The organism is Ktedonobacteraceae bacterium, assembly GCA_035653615.1.
Lineage (GTDB): Bacteria > Chloroflexota > Ktedonobacteria > Ktedonobacterales > Ktedonobacteraceae > DASRBN01.
This window is the reverse complement of the sequence record DASRBN010000031.1, coordinates 229,251-246,922: the sequence shown is the minus strand read 5'-3', so window position 1 is coordinate 246,922 and position 17,672 is coordinate 229,251. Positions and strand designations below refer to the sequence as shown.

At 52.7% G+C, this 17,672-nt stretch carries 11 protein-coding genes; 4 read left to right on the top strand and 7 right to left on the bottom strand.

What is annotated here, in order from left to right; all coding sequences use genetic code 11:
* Window positions 1–15: 15 nt before the first annotated feature.
* Both hemL and hemB read left to right on the top strand, forming a co-directional pair.
* Window positions 16–1,326, top strand: a complete 1,311-nt coding sequence (gene hemL / locus VFA09_17425; protein ID HZU69060.1) for a glutamate-1-semialdehyde 2,1-aminomutase — start codon at window positions 16–18, stop codon at window positions 1,324–1,326.
* Window positions 1,327–1,338: 12 nt separating this feature from the next.
* On the top strand, window positions 1,339–2,319 hold the full coding sequence (gene hemB, locus VFA09_17420; protein HZU69059.1) for a porphobilinogen synthase: 981 nt from the start codon (window positions 1,339–1,341) through the stop codon (window positions 2,317–2,319).
* A gap of 32 nt (window positions 2,320–2,351) precedes the next feature.
* On the opposite strand, the gene VFA09_17415 is transcribed toward hemB, so the two are convergent.
* From VFA09_17415 to VFA09_17400, 4 genes are all read right to left on the bottom strand, one after another.
* Window positions 2,352–2,747, bottom strand: a complete 396-nt coding sequence (locus VFA09_17415) for a DUF1801 domain-containing protein (protein HZU69058.1) — start codon at window positions 2,745–2,747, stop codon at window positions 2,352–2,354.
* 201 nt (window positions 2,748–2,948) lie between these two features.
* Window positions 2,949–4,145, bottom strand: coding sequence for a hypothetical protein (locus VFA09_17410; GenBank protein HZU69057.1), 1,197 nt, complete (start codon window positions 4,143–4,145; stop codon window positions 2,949–2,951).
* Between the two features lie 51 nt (window positions 4,146–4,196).
* Window positions 4,197–5,183, bottom strand: a complete 987-nt coding sequence (locus VFA09_17405; GenBank protein HZU69056.1) for an alkaline phosphatase family protein — start codon at window positions 5,181–5,183, stop codon at window positions 4,197–4,199.
* A gap of 261 nt (window positions 5,184–5,444) precedes the next feature.
* Complete coding sequence (locus VFA09_17400; protein HZU69055.1) at window positions 5,445–6,203, bottom strand: tetratricopeptide repeat protein; 759 nt, start codon at window positions 6,201–6,203, stop codon at window positions 5,445–5,447.
* Window positions 6,204–6,763: 560 nt separating this feature from the next.
* Here VFA09_17400 and VFA09_17395 point away from each other — a divergent pair.
* Window positions 6,764–7,423, top strand: coding sequence for a response regulator transcription factor (locus VFA09_17395; GenBank protein ID HZU69054.1), 660 nt, complete (start codon window positions 6,764–6,766; stop codon window positions 7,421–7,423).
* Window positions 7,424–7,537: 114 nt separating this feature from the next.
* Here the strand turns inward: VFA09_17395 and VFA09_17390 are convergent, their stop codons facing one another.
* From VFA09_17390 to VFA09_17380, 3 genes are all read right to left on the bottom strand, one after another.
* Complete coding sequence (locus VFA09_17390) at window positions 7,538–8,092, bottom strand: HdeD family acid-resistance protein (GenBank protein ID HZU69053.1); 555 nt, start codon at window positions 8,090–8,092, stop codon at window positions 7,538–7,540.
* Window positions 8,093–8,296: 204 nt separating this feature from the next.
* Window positions 8,297–9,508 carry a hypothetical protein gene (locus VFA09_17385; GenBank protein ID HZU69052.1) on the bottom strand — a complete coding sequence of 404 codons (1,212 nt, stop codon included), beginning with the start codon at window positions 9,506–9,508 and terminating at the stop codon, window positions 8,297–8,299.
* 84 nt (window positions 9,509–9,592) lie between these two features.
* The gene (locus tag VFA09_17380; protein HZU69051.1) at window positions 9,593–10,981 is read right to left on the bottom strand and encodes a sialidase family protein; all 1,389 of its coding nucleotides are present in this window, start codon (window positions 10,979–10,981) and stop codon (window positions 9,593–9,595) included.
* 321 nt (window positions 10,982–11,302) lie between these two features.
* Here VFA09_17380 and VFA09_17375 point away from each other — a divergent pair, with 321 nt between their 5' ends.
* Window positions 11,303–17,548, top strand: coding sequence for an FtsX-like permease family protein (locus VFA09_17375; GenBank protein ID HZU69050.1), 6,246 nt, complete (start codon window positions 11,303–11,305; stop codon window positions 17,546–17,548).
* Window positions 17,549–17,672 lie beyond the last annotated feature (124 nt).

Sequence of the window (17,672 nt, the reverse complement as noted above, 5' to 3'; positions counted from 1 at the left end):
TGAGGTTGTTAACATATGAGTAATCAAGCCGATACCGGGCTGGAGCTGGCTCACTCACGTGAGCTTTTCGCCGAGGCTCAGCAACTGATGCCGGGCGGAGTCAACAGTCCCGTGCGCGCCTTTCGCGCTGTGGGGGGCAATCCCATCTTCATAGACCATGCCAATGGCCCTTATCTTTATGATGTAGATGGAAATCGCTACCTTGATTACGTCCAATCCTGGGGGCCGATGATCCTGGGACATGCTTATCCTCCGGTCTTGCAAGCCGTGACCGAAGCAGCAGCGCGAGGTTTCAGCTTCGGAGCACCGACTGCCGCCGAGAACGAACTCGCGCAACTGGTCATGGAATGCGTGCCATCGATTCAGATGATACGCTTCGTCAACTCAGGCACCGAGGCGACCATGAGTGCGTTGCGCCTGGCACGAGCCTTTACCGGTCGCAACAAAATCATCAAGTTCAGCGGTTGCTATCATGGTCACGCCGATATGCTGCTGGTGCAGGCCGGTTCGGGCGTCGCGACTATGGGCCTGCCCGATAGCCCAGGCGTTCCGGCAGAGGCTACAAGCAACACCCTGATTGCTCCCTACAACGATGCTGAAACCGTCGAATCGCTCTTTCGCGCTCATCCAAACGATATCGCGGCCATCATCGTCGAACCCGCCGCCGCCAACATGGGACTCGTTCTGCCATTGCCCGGTTTCCTGGAAAAGCTCAGGAACCTGACCCAACAATATGGAGCCTTGCTGATCTTCGACGAAGTCATGACCGGCTTTCGCGTGGCATTAGGCGGCATGCAGGAGCGCACCGGCATCGTACCCGATCTGACCTGCCTGGGCAAAATCATCGGTGGGGGATTGCCGGTAGGTGCCTATGGCGGGCGGCGCGATATCATGCAACTGGTTGCTCCTTTAGGGCCAATGTACCAGGCCGGCACGCTTTCAGGCAATCCCCTGGCGATGGCCGCCGGTATCGCGACCCTCAAAGAATTGCGCAAGCCCGGCATCTACGAAACGCTCGAACACAAAGGACAACTGCTCTGCAACGGCGTCGAGCAAGTACTGCATCAGACCGGCGGACCCGCGCAGATAGTTCGTATAGGCGCCATCTTCTGCCTGTTCTTTACGGCCAAAAAGGTAATTGATTACGCCAGCGCCAAAATGTCCGATACGGCCCGCTTTGCCCGCTTTTTCTGGCACATGCTGGAGCAAGGCGTGTACCTGCCCCCATCTCAATTCGAAGGCTGTTTCATCTCGCTGGCCTTAACAGACGAAATGATCGAGCACACAGTGAAAAGCGTGAAACTGGCATTACGAGAAACAGAGTAGGAGCAAAGAATTATGAGTACATTTCCTACGGTACGCATGCACCGGACACGGCAAAACGAAAAATTGCGTGGGCTTGTACGCGAAACTCATTTGAGCATCGAGCAATTCATCTACCCACTTTTCATAGCCGAAGACCTCACCGAGCCACGTGAGATCTCCGCCATGCCGGGCATCATGCAGTGGCCCTTAGAATACCTTGGGCGCGAAGCGGAGCGCATCGTCAATCTCGGTATTCCTGCGGTGCTGCTGTTTGGCATCCCCTCGGAAAAGGACGAATCAGGATCGCAAGCCTACGCTTCCGAGGGGATTATTCAACAGGCCATACGTCGTCTCAAAGCAGAGGCCCCTGATCTGCTTGTGATGACCGATGTCTGCTTGTGCGAATACACCAGTCATGGACACTGCGGCGTAATCCATAATGGCAGCGTGCAAAACGACGAATCATTGGAACTGCTGGCGCGCATGGCGCTTTCACATGTCGAGGCAGGAGCAGACCTGGTAGCGCCCTCGGATATGATGGATGGACGCGTTGGAGCCATTCGCCGCACGCTGGACGAGCATGGTTTTTCCGCGACTCCCATTATGGCCTATTCCGCCAAATACGCTTCCGGCTTCTACGGTCCATTCCGTGAGGCCGCCGGTTCCGCGCCGCAATTCGGTGACCGTCGTTCATACCAGATGGACCCGGCCAACGTGCGCGAGGCATTACGTGAGATAGACTTAGACATCGCCGAAGGAGCGGATATCGTCATGGTCAAACCCGCGCTGGCCTACCTGGATGTGATTCGCCAGGTAAGAGACCACTGCGACTTGCCCATCGCCGCTTACAATGTCAGCGGCGAGTTCTCCATGATCAAGGCCGCGGCTAAGCAGGGTTGGATCGATGAAAAGCGCATCGTGATGGAAGTTTTAACGGGAATACGACGCGCCGGCGCGGATATGATTATCAGCTACTTCGCACCGGATGTGGCTCAATGGCTTAAGAAACCATAAAGGGCTCACTGCCTGACTCTTTACGCAAGGTCCTACTGATTCCTTTTGAGCTTGCGCCAGCCGCCCGCACGGTTATTGGCGATAATGGCTTGAAAGAGGTTCAAAAGGGCGCGCCGGTTGATGGTTTCACCCTGATGGACTTGAATCGCCCGCGCTGTCAGGTTTCCCTGCCCTTGATTGATAATGCCCTCCGGATCGGGAACAATAGGGTCGTAGATGAAGATGTTGAGATGATCCTTCGCTCCCAATAGCGCGCAGATGTTGCCGCTGAGCGTAAAATAGGGCTGCCTGGTGCGTTTGATCGTCTCCAACACCTCCGGGTCGGCAGCATGTACCAGATCTCGCACCTGGTGGCAAATCTCCTGTTGCCAGGCAGGGAGCGTCTGAATGTAGTCGTCGATGCGCGGATCGGTCTTATATGTACTCATGCCATGATCATATCACAAATCAAGGCCCTGTCCAAAAGATCAAGGAGCGTATTCGTCCTCGCGAAAAAGGGGCGGCTCTGGGCACCCGACGAGCAGCAAGCAACAGTCGTTTCTCCCGTATATATGCATCCTGGGCGCGCTTGCAAGCTCGGTGGTGCCTGAGCCTTATCCCTATGTACTTGAAGTGGTACCGTTTGCCAATCAGCAATAATGTTCGATTAGCGTGCGGGTAGAACCACCATTATCGTAGCCTCCAACAGCCCAGACATCATTGGGAGAGAGGGCTACCACCGCTCCCAGGATGTTATCACCTGATCCCGGACTTGGGCTATGCATAATGAGCCAGCGAGCGCCATTCCAGTATTCGATCAGCGTCTGAGCATTTCCGGCCTTATCCAGGTAATTGCCAGCCGCCCAGATGCTGCTGTTGGAAATGGCCGATATTCCAAACAACTTATTGTCTGCTGAACCTGCATTGGGGCTGGAGACAATGCTCCAACGCGTGCCGTTTTGCTGCTCAGTAAGGGTTTGGAGTGGCTTGCTATCGCTTTCAATCTCTCCCGCAGCCCATAGATTGCCGGTGGAAGTGGCTGTGATCCCAAAAAGGACGTTGCTGGCTGATCCCGTCTTTGGGCTACTGACAACGCTCCAGCGCGTACCATTCCACTGTTCGATCAGCGCCTCACCCGGACCACTGGTGTTGAGATATTGTCCTACGGCCACAACATTGCTGGCGGAAAGCGCGGTTATGGCATAAAGAAGATTATTCGAAGAACCAATATTCGGACTGCTCACTACCTTCCAACTCGTGCCATCCCAGTGTTCAATCAGAGTATGAAAGGAAGCCGCCTCATCCTGATAGTAACCAACGGCCCAGACATCATTCGAGGCAATAGCAGTTACTCCAAAGAGTAAATTATCTGATGTGCCAACATTGGGACTGCTGACAATACTCCAGTCTGTACCATTCCAATGCTCGATCAGTGTTTGCGGGATGCCGCTGCTATTAAGATAGTTCCCAACGGCCCAGACATCACTTGTTGAAACGGCGGCTACGCTTAGTAGAAAATTATCTGAAGATCCGACATTGGGGCTGCTGACAACACTCCAGCTCGTGCCATTCCAATGTTCGGTCAGCGTTTGTGAGATCAAATCCGGGTTAATGACTGCGTTTCCGACGGCCCAGATATCACTTGCAGAGATTGCGGCCACAGCTCCCAGCGCGTTATCTCCTGTGGTCGCATTCGGACTAGGGACGAGACTCCAACCACCGCATTTCCCTTGAGGGGAAGCGATTGCTCCCACCGCTTTGATTTGACCGGTTCTCAAAAGTACGGCCGCGATTATCGTTACTGCCAGTAGCACGCACGAAAGGATGGTTAGCTTCAATCGGTTCATAGTATTTACTCCTCACAATCTATACAAAAAACTTACTGGTCAAAGCATGGATTAACTTGCAAACAGCAGAACCATGGGCCTGATAGTGTCACTATCACATGCATTCTGCAGGCATCCAAGACCAAACACTTTTTCGATAGTCAGAAGGAGGGAGTAGTGGTTGTAGGGCGTGCTATCTCGCAAGCCGCGCGAGCCGTGATTCGCGATCACAATGGTAACGATGCGGCTTTGTGCGTTGTTCCCTTCATCAAATGTAATGACAATAGCATTATTGCCATTGGACCATATCGATGAATCCATGACTTTTTTCACAAGCGTCCCAATGTAGGCATCGCCTTGACTGACAAGGAAGTTATCGGTGACCGAGCCTGGCTTCCCATCATCCACACAATAGGGTGGTGCGCCATGCATATCATGGCACTGGTCGGGTACGATGAAGCTGAAGTTTGGTAGGTGGTCGGCCTTCAAATCTATATCAAGCTGGGTAATGGGAACCATTTTCTGCAATTCCTGGGGATTGTTCTGGATGTGAGCGAAGTAGGGGAAACCATTATGCTTCGCGGCATAGAGCGGGCTAATGTCAGGAGCTCCATCACATTTGACCGGGAAGCAAATACCCTTGTATCCGGGATAGGCTAACCCACCGAAGTATCCTTTCCAGGTAAGTCCTGCATTCTCAAGTTGATCAGCAAGACTGGGCTTGTTAATAGTGTGGAGATAATAAGGATTGTCATCGGCAATGCCGAAGGTGCTACCCCCAAGGATACCTACATAGTTAGGGGCGCTAGGGTCTCCAACTCCAGTGTAGTTGGTAGCCAGGCCGTAAGCCTGTGCGAGGTGATTGATGATCGGGGCAGCAGGGTTGCCAATGATCTGCTCGTAGCCATGGTTCTCTTCCATAATTACAAGAACATGGTTGTAGCGTGGCAAGGGCCGGCTTACCTGCTGTGCTGAAACAGTAGTCCACTCATTAGCCGTGGTAAGGCTGAGCAGAACAGCGAGCAACATGAGGGCTACGCCCATTTTAACGAATCGCATTTGTCTCTCCAAATTTCCTTTCTGGAATAACGATTGTTGTACACATAAGAAGGACCGGGATAGAGGTATCGACCAACATCTATTGTAAAACTAGACCGGGGGCATGCACAGAACAATAGGGGTGCAATCAGGTTAAGATCTGGTTGAGGTTTGCGAACCGGATATGCTCGATATTAGAAAAGGCAACCGCCGAAAGTGGCCAGAATCGTTGATCCGGTGACGAATTTTCGCAGGGTTGAGAAAACAATACTGGGAGAAGTTTTATATTCCATATCCCAGTTCTCTGGCTCGTTCCATTGCTTGTCTGGCCTCTTCGTCCCGACCTAACTCGGCAAGCACAAGGCTCAAATTGTAGTAAAGAGCGGCCTCGTTGGGATTGAGCCGGATGGCTTCAGTATAACTCCGCACAGCACCCTCTGGATTCTTCATCAATAGCAGCAAGTTGCCCAGATTATTGTAGGTAGTCGCGGAGCGGGGATCGAGCCGGATGGCCATTGAATAGGCACGCAAAGCCTGTTCATAGCTCTGCATCTCCGTCAAGATATCGCCCATGCTACAGTAGGTATCAGCAGCATAAGGATCAAGTTGAATGACTATCTGAAAGGCATGAAGCGCTTCCTCGTAGCGCCGGAGGCCATAGAGCGCATCTCCTATCCCCTTATGAGCATAGATATTATCGGAGCTGAGTCGCAATGCGCGTTGATAGGCAATCAACGCCTCCTCGTAACGGTGAAGGTTGCAAAGGACATCTCCCTTGCCGATATAATCGTAAGCGGAGTTGGCACGAAGCTCAATGGCCTGCTCGTAGGCAGCTAGAGCTTGCTCATAGCGACCAAGCGCATTGAGTACACCGGCCTTGTTACTGTAGGCAAAACCATAGAAAGGGTTTATCTCAATGGCGCGTTCATAGGCGAACAACGCCTTCTCATAACACTTTGCTTTGTAATAAGTAATCCCCTCGTTCATCCATTCAACAAGTGATTTTGAGGAGGTTCCAAGGGCATTGGGAGGTATCGACATGCAGTTAGGTTATTTCTACTCAATCATCGTGAGCAATACTTCGTTATGGAGAAGTGTAAACTCTACGAATTGGTCTGTCAATAGTTCAGAATGTACCATCACATTTTGTAGTAAAAAACAGGAAACGACTAAGCATAATTGCTACCTCGCTTGCTCTTCACCTGATTATTTGCATTACTGTAGGAACAGCGGCCGGTCCCTGTCCTCGTACCCTGGCTATGAATCGGATCAACAGCGGGTACATTTGCCTATATTATATTTGCCTCATCAAAATACTTTCATCAATTCATCTATCCGACTGGTAATTCCTCATACATGGGCCAGGTAATGCAAGGCGGGGCGGCTAGACGGACACGCGAGGGATTCTTCGCTTTACTCAGAATGACAGGCCCAGGGGCCATTGTGGCCCCTGGGCCTGTCATTCTGAGTAAAGCGAAGAATCCCTCGTCACATTATGGATAATCATCAGCGTCCTGATCCTGGTGAGGCAACCACATTTCTGCTATACTATTTCCTGATTCCGGCAGACTCACCTGAACACATAAAAAAGGGGAGCGTCTATGATAGACAAAATTTCGCTACTCATTACCGACGACCATGCTCTTGTGAGACAGGGGATACGCGCTTTTTTGGAGTTGCAGCCTGACCTTAATGTGGTTGGTGAGGCAGGCTCTGGTGAGGAAGCGGTCCGCATGGTGGCAGAACTTGCGCCGGACGTGGTACTTATGGACCTCGTTATGCCGGGTATAGGAGGGGTCGAAGCAACACGACAGGTTAAGCAAGCGAGTCCACACTCACAAATCATTGTGCTTACCTCTTACCACGAAGACGAATATATTTTTCCTGCACTGCGGGCCGGAGCGCTTTCATATGTCCTGAAAGATGTTGGACCCGATGAGCTTGCCGATATCGTGCGCAAGGCGGCACGCGGCGAATCCGTGCTGCATCCACGCGTCGCCTCTCGCGTAGTCGAGGAACTTCGCGGCACACGGCGCGATACGCCGAACCTTTTTACAGACCTGAGCGACCGCGAATTAGAGGTATTGCGCTTGATCGCGGACGGCCTCTCCAACGCCGAGATTGCCGAGAAGCTGGTCATCAGCGAAAAGACGGTCAAGGGCCATGTTAGCAACATCCTGGGCAAATTACACATGATGGATCGTACCCAGGCAGCTGTTTATGCCTGGCAACAGGGATTGGTTGGGCGACGTGATCCATAAACTTTTACTCTACAGTGCCATATACGCTACGTATTGCTTATTGAGAGCCTCTCCAACAGTTGAGGAAGCATACTGCCTTAAACTTTCATGGAATCTATTAGCCACCCACCCCGCCTATACGGTTGGGCTAAGCGGGGATGAAGGGCGTGAACGTAGCTGAAATGCGTGTACGATCAGCACTACGCCAAATATGATGGCATAAATGCCGAGCAGCCACAGGAGAGATAACAATCCGGCGCCAGGGTGGACGAACAGGATGATGCCGAACACAATTGAGAGGACCCCTGCAAGTCCAAGCAGCCAGTTCCCTACAGTGAATGCGGCAGCCAGTTCCATAACTCCAGTTATTACTGCCCAGATAGCGACAATGTAAAGCAGAACCAAAGCAGTCTCGCGTGGCCAGGTGAACGCTATGATGCCAAGTATAATCCCTGCCACTCCTTCTACCACCTGCCAGCCCCAACGCGGTAAGTTCCGGCGCTCGCTAATGGCCACAATCACAGCGAGAATACCATCAATGAGGGCATATGCTCCGAAAACAAAAATGAGCGCGAGCAGAGCAATGCCAGGAAATACCAGGACTATTAGTCCGAAAATGATGGCGAAGACTCCTCGTAGGAGCATTAACCACCAGTTGTACCTTATATTTTGGGTGACAGAGTTGATCAAATCGTACCTCCTTATACCGTACACTGAAAACAAGAAATGTACAGGCACTAAATATACGAATATGACGTACAGATAGTCTCCTGACTCCGGCAGAGGCATACGAAAAGAACGACCAGGGTCACTACTTCACAGCATATTCCTTCCCACCTATTCAAGAAAACTTCGTGCTCAAGACAGGCGCTCAGCAGTTTTCCAGGGTTACGGTTAGCGGCTTGGAGGCCGATTCTCCAACGGGGGCAAGGTGGCGGAGAAATCAACGACGAAGCGCTGCATGTAATCATCGAGCAAGAACTGCACTCGCTCATACTCCTGGGACGTGACGACGAATCCTACATGATGTCGTTTGTTCAGGCGCCAGGTAATTTCGGGGTCCTGGTAGGCCGAGGTATCAGGATACTCCTGGCGGGCAAGCGTGACGATGACGCCTGCATAGTGCTGCCGGTAGTCGGGCAAGCGATAGAGTTCCTCACCGGAGGCAAGCTCGATTTTTGCCCACTCGCGCCAGAGATTGATGCCCGTGGCAGCCTCGATCAACTCCACGATATTGGCACCACCAACGCGAGCAGCCGTTTCGAGGAAATAAAATTGCCCATCATCGCGTCCCTTGATGAACTCCATGTGTGTCACGCCGCTCACCATACCAAAATCTCGCATAACCCTCCGGCTCAAATCCTTCAATATCTGTTCATCCTCGGAACCCCGCAGAACAGTACGTGTGCTGGAAACGCCGCCTTCATGATAGACATTCAACGGCGGTCGGCCATAGCGATGGGCTTCAGAAAAGATAACCTCACGGTTGAAGACAAGCGAATCAACATGATAGACATCGCCCGGAAGATAACGCTCCAGCAGTTGAAAGGATTGCAGGTCGCCCAGGGCATTCAGGCGCGACCACAGTTCTTCCGCTGAATCGATCCTTGTTATGCCAATGGTCGAGGCTTCGGAGCGCGGCTTCAGCAGCCAGGGAGGTGGAACGCGCTCCATAAATTCGCGTATTCTATCGTAGTTAAAGATAGGTACAAAATCGGGTACGGGAATATTGTTCTCACGGGCTCCGACACGCATCGCCAGTTTATCACGGAAGTAGCGGACGGTACTATCCCCCATGCCGGGCAGGCGCATGTGTTCGCGCAACGCCGCGGCGGTCCATACATCGTAATCATCGAGGGCCACGATGAGGTCGATGACATGCGAGCGCGCCAGGTAGCTGACCCCGCGAATCACATCGTCCACTTTGGAAAGGTCCGGCATATGAAAGAACTCATCTATGCTATCAAACGGCCAGTCCGCGTGTTCCAGGTCGGACACGGTCAATAGAAACACCTTTGCGCCCTGCCGCTTACACTCGCGAATAAACTCCTGCCCCTTCTCATAACTGCAAAGGCAAAGCACAGTTTTTGGAGTTCCGTCTGTCATCGTGATTGCTCCTCAAATAGTACAGAAAGCGCTACAATCTTCATCATATTGATAATGACTCCACGCCTCGCTTGATGGTTTCATTTACCTGTCCACATTATGTGAAACCCACTGATTCCCAGGACCCTGATAGCTGGGTCCCTCACCGAAGGCCATCTGCGTATTATTATCCGAGTCCACAGCCATTGACTGGTAATCACCGTATGGCAGATCAAATCCGGCTTTAGTCAGGTAGGGATAGCCGGGAACGTAGCTGGAAATGCGCACGCTTGAACTGAGATGTAGTCCACCGTCGGTGCTTTCGCGGAAGAAGACGTTCCATTTTCCGGTTCGCGTATCCATCCAGGCAAAACGAACATCGCCGGGAGCCTGACCAACCGCGATAGCGGGGAAACAATTCTCCACACCCTGCGGCGCATCCGAGATATCGACGCGCGGGGAATAGGTCTTACCGTGGTCGGTAGAGCGCGAGAAGAAGATACGCTGCGGCTCAAGGCTTTTTTGATCAATGCTACCATTCCAGAGCAGGTAAATGGTATCATCACTACCGATGCGCAAGGCCATTTGCGAACTGAGGTAGGCATACCCGCAAGGATGGCAAAGCGGGGCTTCGGCACTTACATCGATGACGGTTCTTGTCCAGTGTTCCCCGTTATCATTCGACTTCGATACCCATAGTGTAGCAGGCCCATTGCCGTGCTGGCGATGAGCGGCATCGAAGCTATCCCAGCTGACAAAAATATTACCCAAAGAGTCGATGGCAGCTCCTGCTGAAAGCGAGATGCTGAACCTGCGACTGGTGGGAAACACTTCGCGCGTCGACCAGTGCGCGCCGTCATCGACAGAAACCGCGGCCCACGTATTGTAGTTGTCGTCATAGGCTACGACAATCGTGTTGCCGCGCACCGCCAGTTCGTCTTTATCCAGGCCGGGCGGATTATCAGACACAATTTCCAGTTTACTCCAGGTCTGACCAAAATCGGTCGATTTCACAACCGCAATTCTTGATTTGGAGTTCTCAAGGAACGAGGCCCAGACGGTACGTCCATCGGCAGGATCGACCATAATCTGGGGATCATACTGTCCGCCCTTGACCGGGCCGGGTGCTATAGGACGCGGCGCGCTCCAAGTTTTTCCCTCGTCGTCGGACCGTTGGACGAGCAGGTGCAGGTCACAGCCCGGGCAGGTTCCACCCCCCTGAACGTCGTAATGCTTATAAAGCGCGTACACATGCCCATAGCGATCAGCAGCTATCGATGGCTCCCAATCATCGCCCGAGTGGAAGCCAATCCGCATCTGAGTCGTAAATTGCAGCCCATTGCTCGGAGTAAAGGTCACAGGATGGGCCAGAGCAGCAGCACCGCCGGAGATGCATACTATCAGCATCGCGCCAGCAATAAAAAATAAACGCCATGGGAAATACAAAAAGGTTTTCATCTTCCGGGTGCGGGGCCACAAATTTTGGATGGACATAGAAGAGCCTCCTTGAGAAAATAGTGCGCCTTACTGCAAGGATACAGGAACCAGGGGGCTGTGGTAATCACTGTATCAACAATACTATCAAGCAAGGGCGTTGTCAATGATCGTAGGACAAATGACCGGTAGGAGTGAGGGCTTGCCCCTACTGTAGCAATAGACGGGTTAATCTAACACATGTTATAATGCCAGAGAATATTATCCTGTCCATTGCGCGCTTAATGCATTTGCACTTGACCTTTTCGGGTTTGGCCACTATACTCTCCTTACGGAGAAGTGGCAGGAGCTGGGCCTTTTCCCGGCTGGGATTGAAATCAGATGAACAGGCCTTCCAGGCAATTCGCGCAGGCCAGCACTATACTCAACCGGCTAAATTCGGTAGTGGCGCTGGCATTCTGGCGCTGGCGCCAGCACTGGTTTTTGCTTCTGCTCACATTCCTGGGCATGTTGGCAGCCATCACGTTGGTATGTATTCTCCCTCTGCTTACGCTGGTTTTCCAAACTGCCGCATTGCATGATACCCTGACGACCTCACCCCTGGCGGCAGAATTGACGCTGCATACCCAGATAACAGGATTATCCTCACGCACCCTCTCTTCGATTTACCGATCTGGTGGTTCCCCTTTTGAAGATAATCTCGCTCCCTACCTGCAAGGACAACCACGGCTTGAAATTCAGACCCCTGAGTTCAGTATCATCGCGCCCCAGGAAGCTCAACTCCGCACACCATTGCGTCTCTACGGTAACCCAATAAATGAAACCACATCCCATGTGATACTGAAACAAGGACGATTGCCAAATTCCTCAAGCCAGGATATCGAAATTGCTCTAACGCCTGATACAGCTGCTGCCTTACACGTCAAGATTGGCAGCATCATTACAGTAGTATCAAATCTCTCCACCATCCCGGTAAGAGGTACTCCGACCACCGTTCTCCAGCAATCGTTCTGCTCTATCGACCCTGGTGGTAAGGACACTACTCCCGTCACTTCTTTCGGCAACTACTGCCAGCGGTTCAAACTGCACGTTGTCGGCATATTTGAAGTGAAGCCGAACGATTCCTTCTGGCATGGAGAAGATTTCCAACCCCAATCGCACGAAACCCGCATCCATTATGCGGCGCTCACCTCCAATGAGTCTCTACTCGCGGCGTTGGATTCTGCCGCGGCAACTCATAGCGCGGACACGGTTTACTTTCTCCAGGGATACTTCGGCAGCCTGAGCTGGTATTACTACCTGGACCCATCGCGCGTCTCGCTCGATAACCTCGATGACCTCATCGCGCAGCTCGCAGCTACACAGGAAGCCGTCAATCAGGCAAGTAGCCTCGCTTTGCTTTACCAGCTCCCCCTCGTACAAGGTTTTGATGTAACCGGCTCTGTCTTGAGTACTTACGCCGCTCCGGGTTCATTAGAGAGCTTTCACAGCAGCTTAGCTATTGCCAGGATTCCCATCTTTATTGTAACCCTGCAGATCATTTGCCTGCTGCTATTTTTCACCGCCATCATGACAGAACTGCTGATTGAGCGGCAGTCTCATGCCATTACCCTTTTACGCAGCCGGGGCGCGAGTACCAGGCAGATCTTTGCATCGCATATCACGCAGAGTCTTGTCCTGTGCATCTTTGCGCTCATTGCCAGCCCTCTGCTGGCCTATGTAGCGGCAGTTTCTATTGCCCAACACGCACTATCAGCAACCAACCAGGACGCAATCAAGGTACTTACCAACGATCCTCTCACTGCATTATGGAATGCCAGGTGGTACGCCCTGGCAATAGCAGGTAGTATCAGTATCGTATCGATAGCTGCACTGTACCGGGCTTCGCGTATTTACGCTCCGGCCCTGCGACGTGAAAGTGGACGCGCTGCTGCGCGTCCACTATCGCAACGCCTCAATCTTGACCTCGTTGCTGCAATCATCGCACTGACCGGCTATGGGATCGCGGTGTACCTGGCCGATATCGGGGGATTACTTGACGCTCAAGCTCAGGCGCTCGTTTCTGCTCCAATCGGATTAATTGCGCCTGTCTTCTTACTGCTGGCGGCCGTCCTGCTCTTCCTGCGCATTACGCCAGCACTATTGCAACTGGCATCGCGCTTGCTGGCTCGTGGCCGGGGAGCTGTCCCCATGTTGGCGATAACCCAGCTTTCTCGCTCCCCTCGTCAATCGCTACGCATGATTCTGCTGCTTGCATTAGCGACCGCCTTCGCCATATTTACCCTGAGTTTTTCAGCATCACAAACGCAGCGAGCGACGAACCTGGCGAACTATGCAGCAGGGGCAGATTTCAGTGGCAGCATTCCCAGCACAGCCCCTACGTATCCGGTAAACGTTGAAACGGAGCGCTATCGTAACATTCGCGGCGTTCTCGCCGCGTCGGTAGGGGAAGTAGCGGAAGAATCCGTGGGAGATCTCAACAATCTCTACCTGCTGGATGTGCAAGCTATCGATCCAGGCACATTTGCCCAGGCCACCACCTGGAATGCACAGAACTCATCCCAGCCATTGAGTTCCCTTCTCGCGCAGCTGGCAGGCCGGAGAAATGTAGCAATCCACCAACATGTTATTCCGGCTATCGTTGATGCCCAGACATGGAACAGGCTCGGCTTACACGTAGGAGAATCGTTCTTTGTTCATCAGAATGGGACGCTCACCGACAACATACGCTACATCGCTATCGCTGAAGTTCAGGCTATCCCAACACTTACCGACCTCGAAATCGTAAATGGCCAGCAATTCGGTAAGATGATTGTCGATTACCAGACCTTTTCGACCATTGAGAAACGCCTCTACGGGTTTGAGCCGCCCGCCAATCATGTCTGGCTGCATACATCTGATGACCCGACTGCCATCGCACATGTACGTAGTGTGCTCCAGTCATCAAATCTTTACCTGAATTACCTGCAAGACCGGCGAGTGATCATGAGCAACTTGCAGAACGAGCCATTCTACCTCAATCTCATCATCGTCCTATCATTGGGAGTAATTGCGGCACTGCTGCTGGCTCTCATTGGCGATCTGCTGGCATCGTGGTTGAGCGTGCGCAGCCGCCTCAATCAATTCGTCGCCCTACGCGCTCTCGGGGCTACCCCTCGCCAGGTAACCGGCGTAATGGCTTTCGAGCAAACTCTTGTCTATTTGACTGCTCTATGCCTTGGTACTGCCTCTGGCATACTGCTCGCGCTTACGGTTGTACCAACCCTGCTGCTCTCAACGCCTTCCGCCATACCCGGTGACGCCAATAGTATGACCACGATGTTCATTCAGCAACTGATCCCTGCTCAGATCGTGTTCCCCTGGACTTTGGGGATTGCCTTCGCCCTGCTGGTCATGCTCTGTGCTGCCGCTGTGATGATCATGGCCCGGGTTGCGTTACGACCCTCCATGAGTTCAACGCTCCGGCTCGATGAAGATCAACCACCCCTTGCCGTGCTGAGAGAGGTGGGGGCAGTTGGACAGCGACGAGTCCCAGCAGCAGGACAGGGACAAGCTACTGTCCCTACAGGACTTGCAAGGCCAGCACGAAAGGTATCACGTCCAGCAGGACTGTCTTTTATAGTACTTGCATCCGGCCAGGCGCGGCGGACATGGCTATTGTTGGTTACTACAGGCATAGGAATCATTGCTGCCATCGTAATGGTTTGTGCGATACCGCTTTTCTCAGAGGTCATGACGACGGCAGGGCTGCAAACAACACTAAACAGCACTCCTGGGGGTTCCGAATTTACACTCGACGCGCTCGCTCCGGGGCTTTCAACCTCCGTTGTCCAGAATATCCAGCAGCAACTTGATCCCTACCTCCAGGCGCGCATTGGTAGCTATACACACGAGCCTGTCCTCTTCTCCATCAAGGAAACCGGGTTTATCTACGCAGCACCCAATACTCCCAATAGCTACAACCCATTAAATATCTTTGCTACATCCATAGAACAGGCCTCTTCTCATCTTACCCTCTTGCAAGGCCGGCTTCCACGCGAGACAGGCGATGTGCTTGAAGTTCTTCTCACCGCTCCCACTGCTCAGAGCCTGCATGTCAAGGTGGGTTCCATATTACAACTTCAATTCGAGCGAGCCGCGCATTTCAAGGATGTGGCAATGAACAACTTCGCGCCTGGGATATTGAAAGTGCGCGTCGTAGGGCTGTTCAAAGTCAACGCTGTCAATGATTATATCTGGCATGGGAACACATTGCAGGCGATTCCGGGGAATGAGTACAGCGCCGCCAGTGTAATCGCGCCCATCGGGGCTTTCCTGGCGAGATTCGATCATCTCGCCGCGTCCCTGCACACGAACGCGGTCTTCACAGCAAATGCGTTCGAATTGCTCTGGGATTACCACCTGGATATTTCCCACATCGCCTACAACCAGTATACAGACCTTGCCGACCGGCTCACTACCTTGCAGGAAGATGTCCAGAATAAATATGGAGCAATCGCAGCCACCAGTTCTCCATACCTGGCCCAGGCAAGCATCTATGATCCTGTCCCCGGCTCATTTACCATGCTTGATGTGTTGGAAAGCTACCTCAATCGGGTCGATGTTTTTCGCGTTCCCGCGGCTATCCTCGCTCTGCAAATGATCGGTATGATCCTGGTATTCATCAGCCTGACCGCCGATATTCTGGTTGAACGGCAGGCTCAGGCTATTGCTATGCTCCGCAGCCGGGGCGCGAGTGGTGGTCAGATAGCAGGGACGCTGATCACCCAGGGAATTGGTATAGGTATTGTTGCCCTTGTCATTGGGCCGCCGCTTGCTCTTGTTATAGCCTCTGCAATTGCTCTACGCCTGCTGGGATCTCAGGCACAAGGAATTATTTCCCTGATCATGAGTGACCCTATGCAGGTGATACTGAGCGTAAGCTGGTACGCGGTGGGAACCGCGCTGGTCGTTACACTTGCACTGGCCTTGCTTTTCCGAAGAGCAGCAAGCATGAATATCCTCTCACTGCGCCAGGCAACAGCGCGTTCGAGCCGCACGACGGTATGGCAACATCTCAGACTCGATGGCGGAGCCGCAATTATTGCCCTCACCGCATTTGGGCTTTCGCTCTACCTGACCCGGCTTGGGAATCAGCTTGACCTGGGCACAAAAACGCTGGTGCAGACCCCTCTGACCATCGTAGCCTCAATCTTTTTCGTCTTCGCGATCATGGTCCTGTTCTTACGCTTCTTTCCCTTGCTCTTGAGATTGGGAACATCGATCGTCATACGTGGCCGGGGAGCTGTCTCCGTTTTAGCGCTTACACAAATGGCCCGTTCCCCACGCTACACCCTGCGCACAATCTTGTTACCCGCATTCGCTATTGCCTTCGTTATTTTCACCCTGATATTCAACGCATCGCAGGCACAACGCGTCATCGATATCGCCAGCTACGAAGTAGGAGCCGATTTTAGCGGCGATATTCCTCCCGACGCCAATAATTTGACCCTGCAAGATGAAATGGCCGTCTACCATGCTATTCCAGGTGTTACCTCGGTAACCCTCGGGTATACGACGCAGGGTTTTGTCGCCGGATCATATCCATCCATACCCGTACAGGTTATGGCGGTAGATGCCGCTACCTATGCACGCACGGCCATCTGGAATCCACAAAACTCTTCGCAACCACTTACTGCGCTCATGAAACAACTACTCACGTTACGTAGTCAGAGCGCCCATAGCAATATCATTCCTGTCATTGTCGATGCAGCTGCGGCCAGCAGGCTGCACCTGAATCTCGGATCTCTGCTAAACGTGGTCATCAATAATCAGACATTCAATCCTATGTATTGCCAGGTCGTGGCACTGGTACAGCATATTCCGTCCATCAATAATAGCGCCGGTACCAGCAACGATACATCGCCGATCGGCGTGTTGATGGATTACCAGACATACTTCACGACGTATGGGAAGAGTAGCAAGCAGTTAGGCTCATACGCGCCGCCGGTTCCTCCCGCGCCTCCAACACCATTTAATCACATCTGGCTGCGCGTTTCAGATAGCCCGGCGGCAATCGCGCCGGTTCGAGCAGCATTGCAGACAAAGTACCTCTACCTCAATAATCTGCTTGACAGGCACGCCATCATCGACGCATTGAACAATGACCCATTGTCTCGCAATCTGACCGCCTTCTTCATCCTCGGCACAATTACCACGCTGCTGCTGGCCTTGCTGGGAGACTTTCTTGCATCGTGGCTTAGCGTGCGCACCCGCCTGCACCAGTTTGTCGTGTTCCGCTCGCTAGGAGCAGACCCCAGGCAGGTCATCGGCATGCTAACATGGGAACAAGGCATCGTGCATACAGCGGCAATACTACTTGGGGGGATTTTTGGCGCAATCTTTGCCATTATAGCCATCCCTGCCCTGATTGTAGTCAACATTCCTGCCGGCGCCTCGTCCGGCAATGTGAGCAGCGCCCAGTTTTACATACTACAGCAGGTTTTACCTCCACACATTATCATTCCCTCGTCATTGAGCGTTATTCTCATTGCCTTGCTTGTCATTGTCATCGTTGTCCTATCAGCGATGATCCGGGTGAGCTTACGACCGGCGCCTGGCCGTCTATTACGAGTGAGTGAGGATTAATGTGATGGCGATAACGTTGGCAGCTAATTCTCAGCATCAACGTTATCGCCACCAGGACGAAAGCAAAAGGGATTGTATCCCGTAGGAACAGCTGCTTGTCCCTGCCCGCGGCCGTTATCGTCCT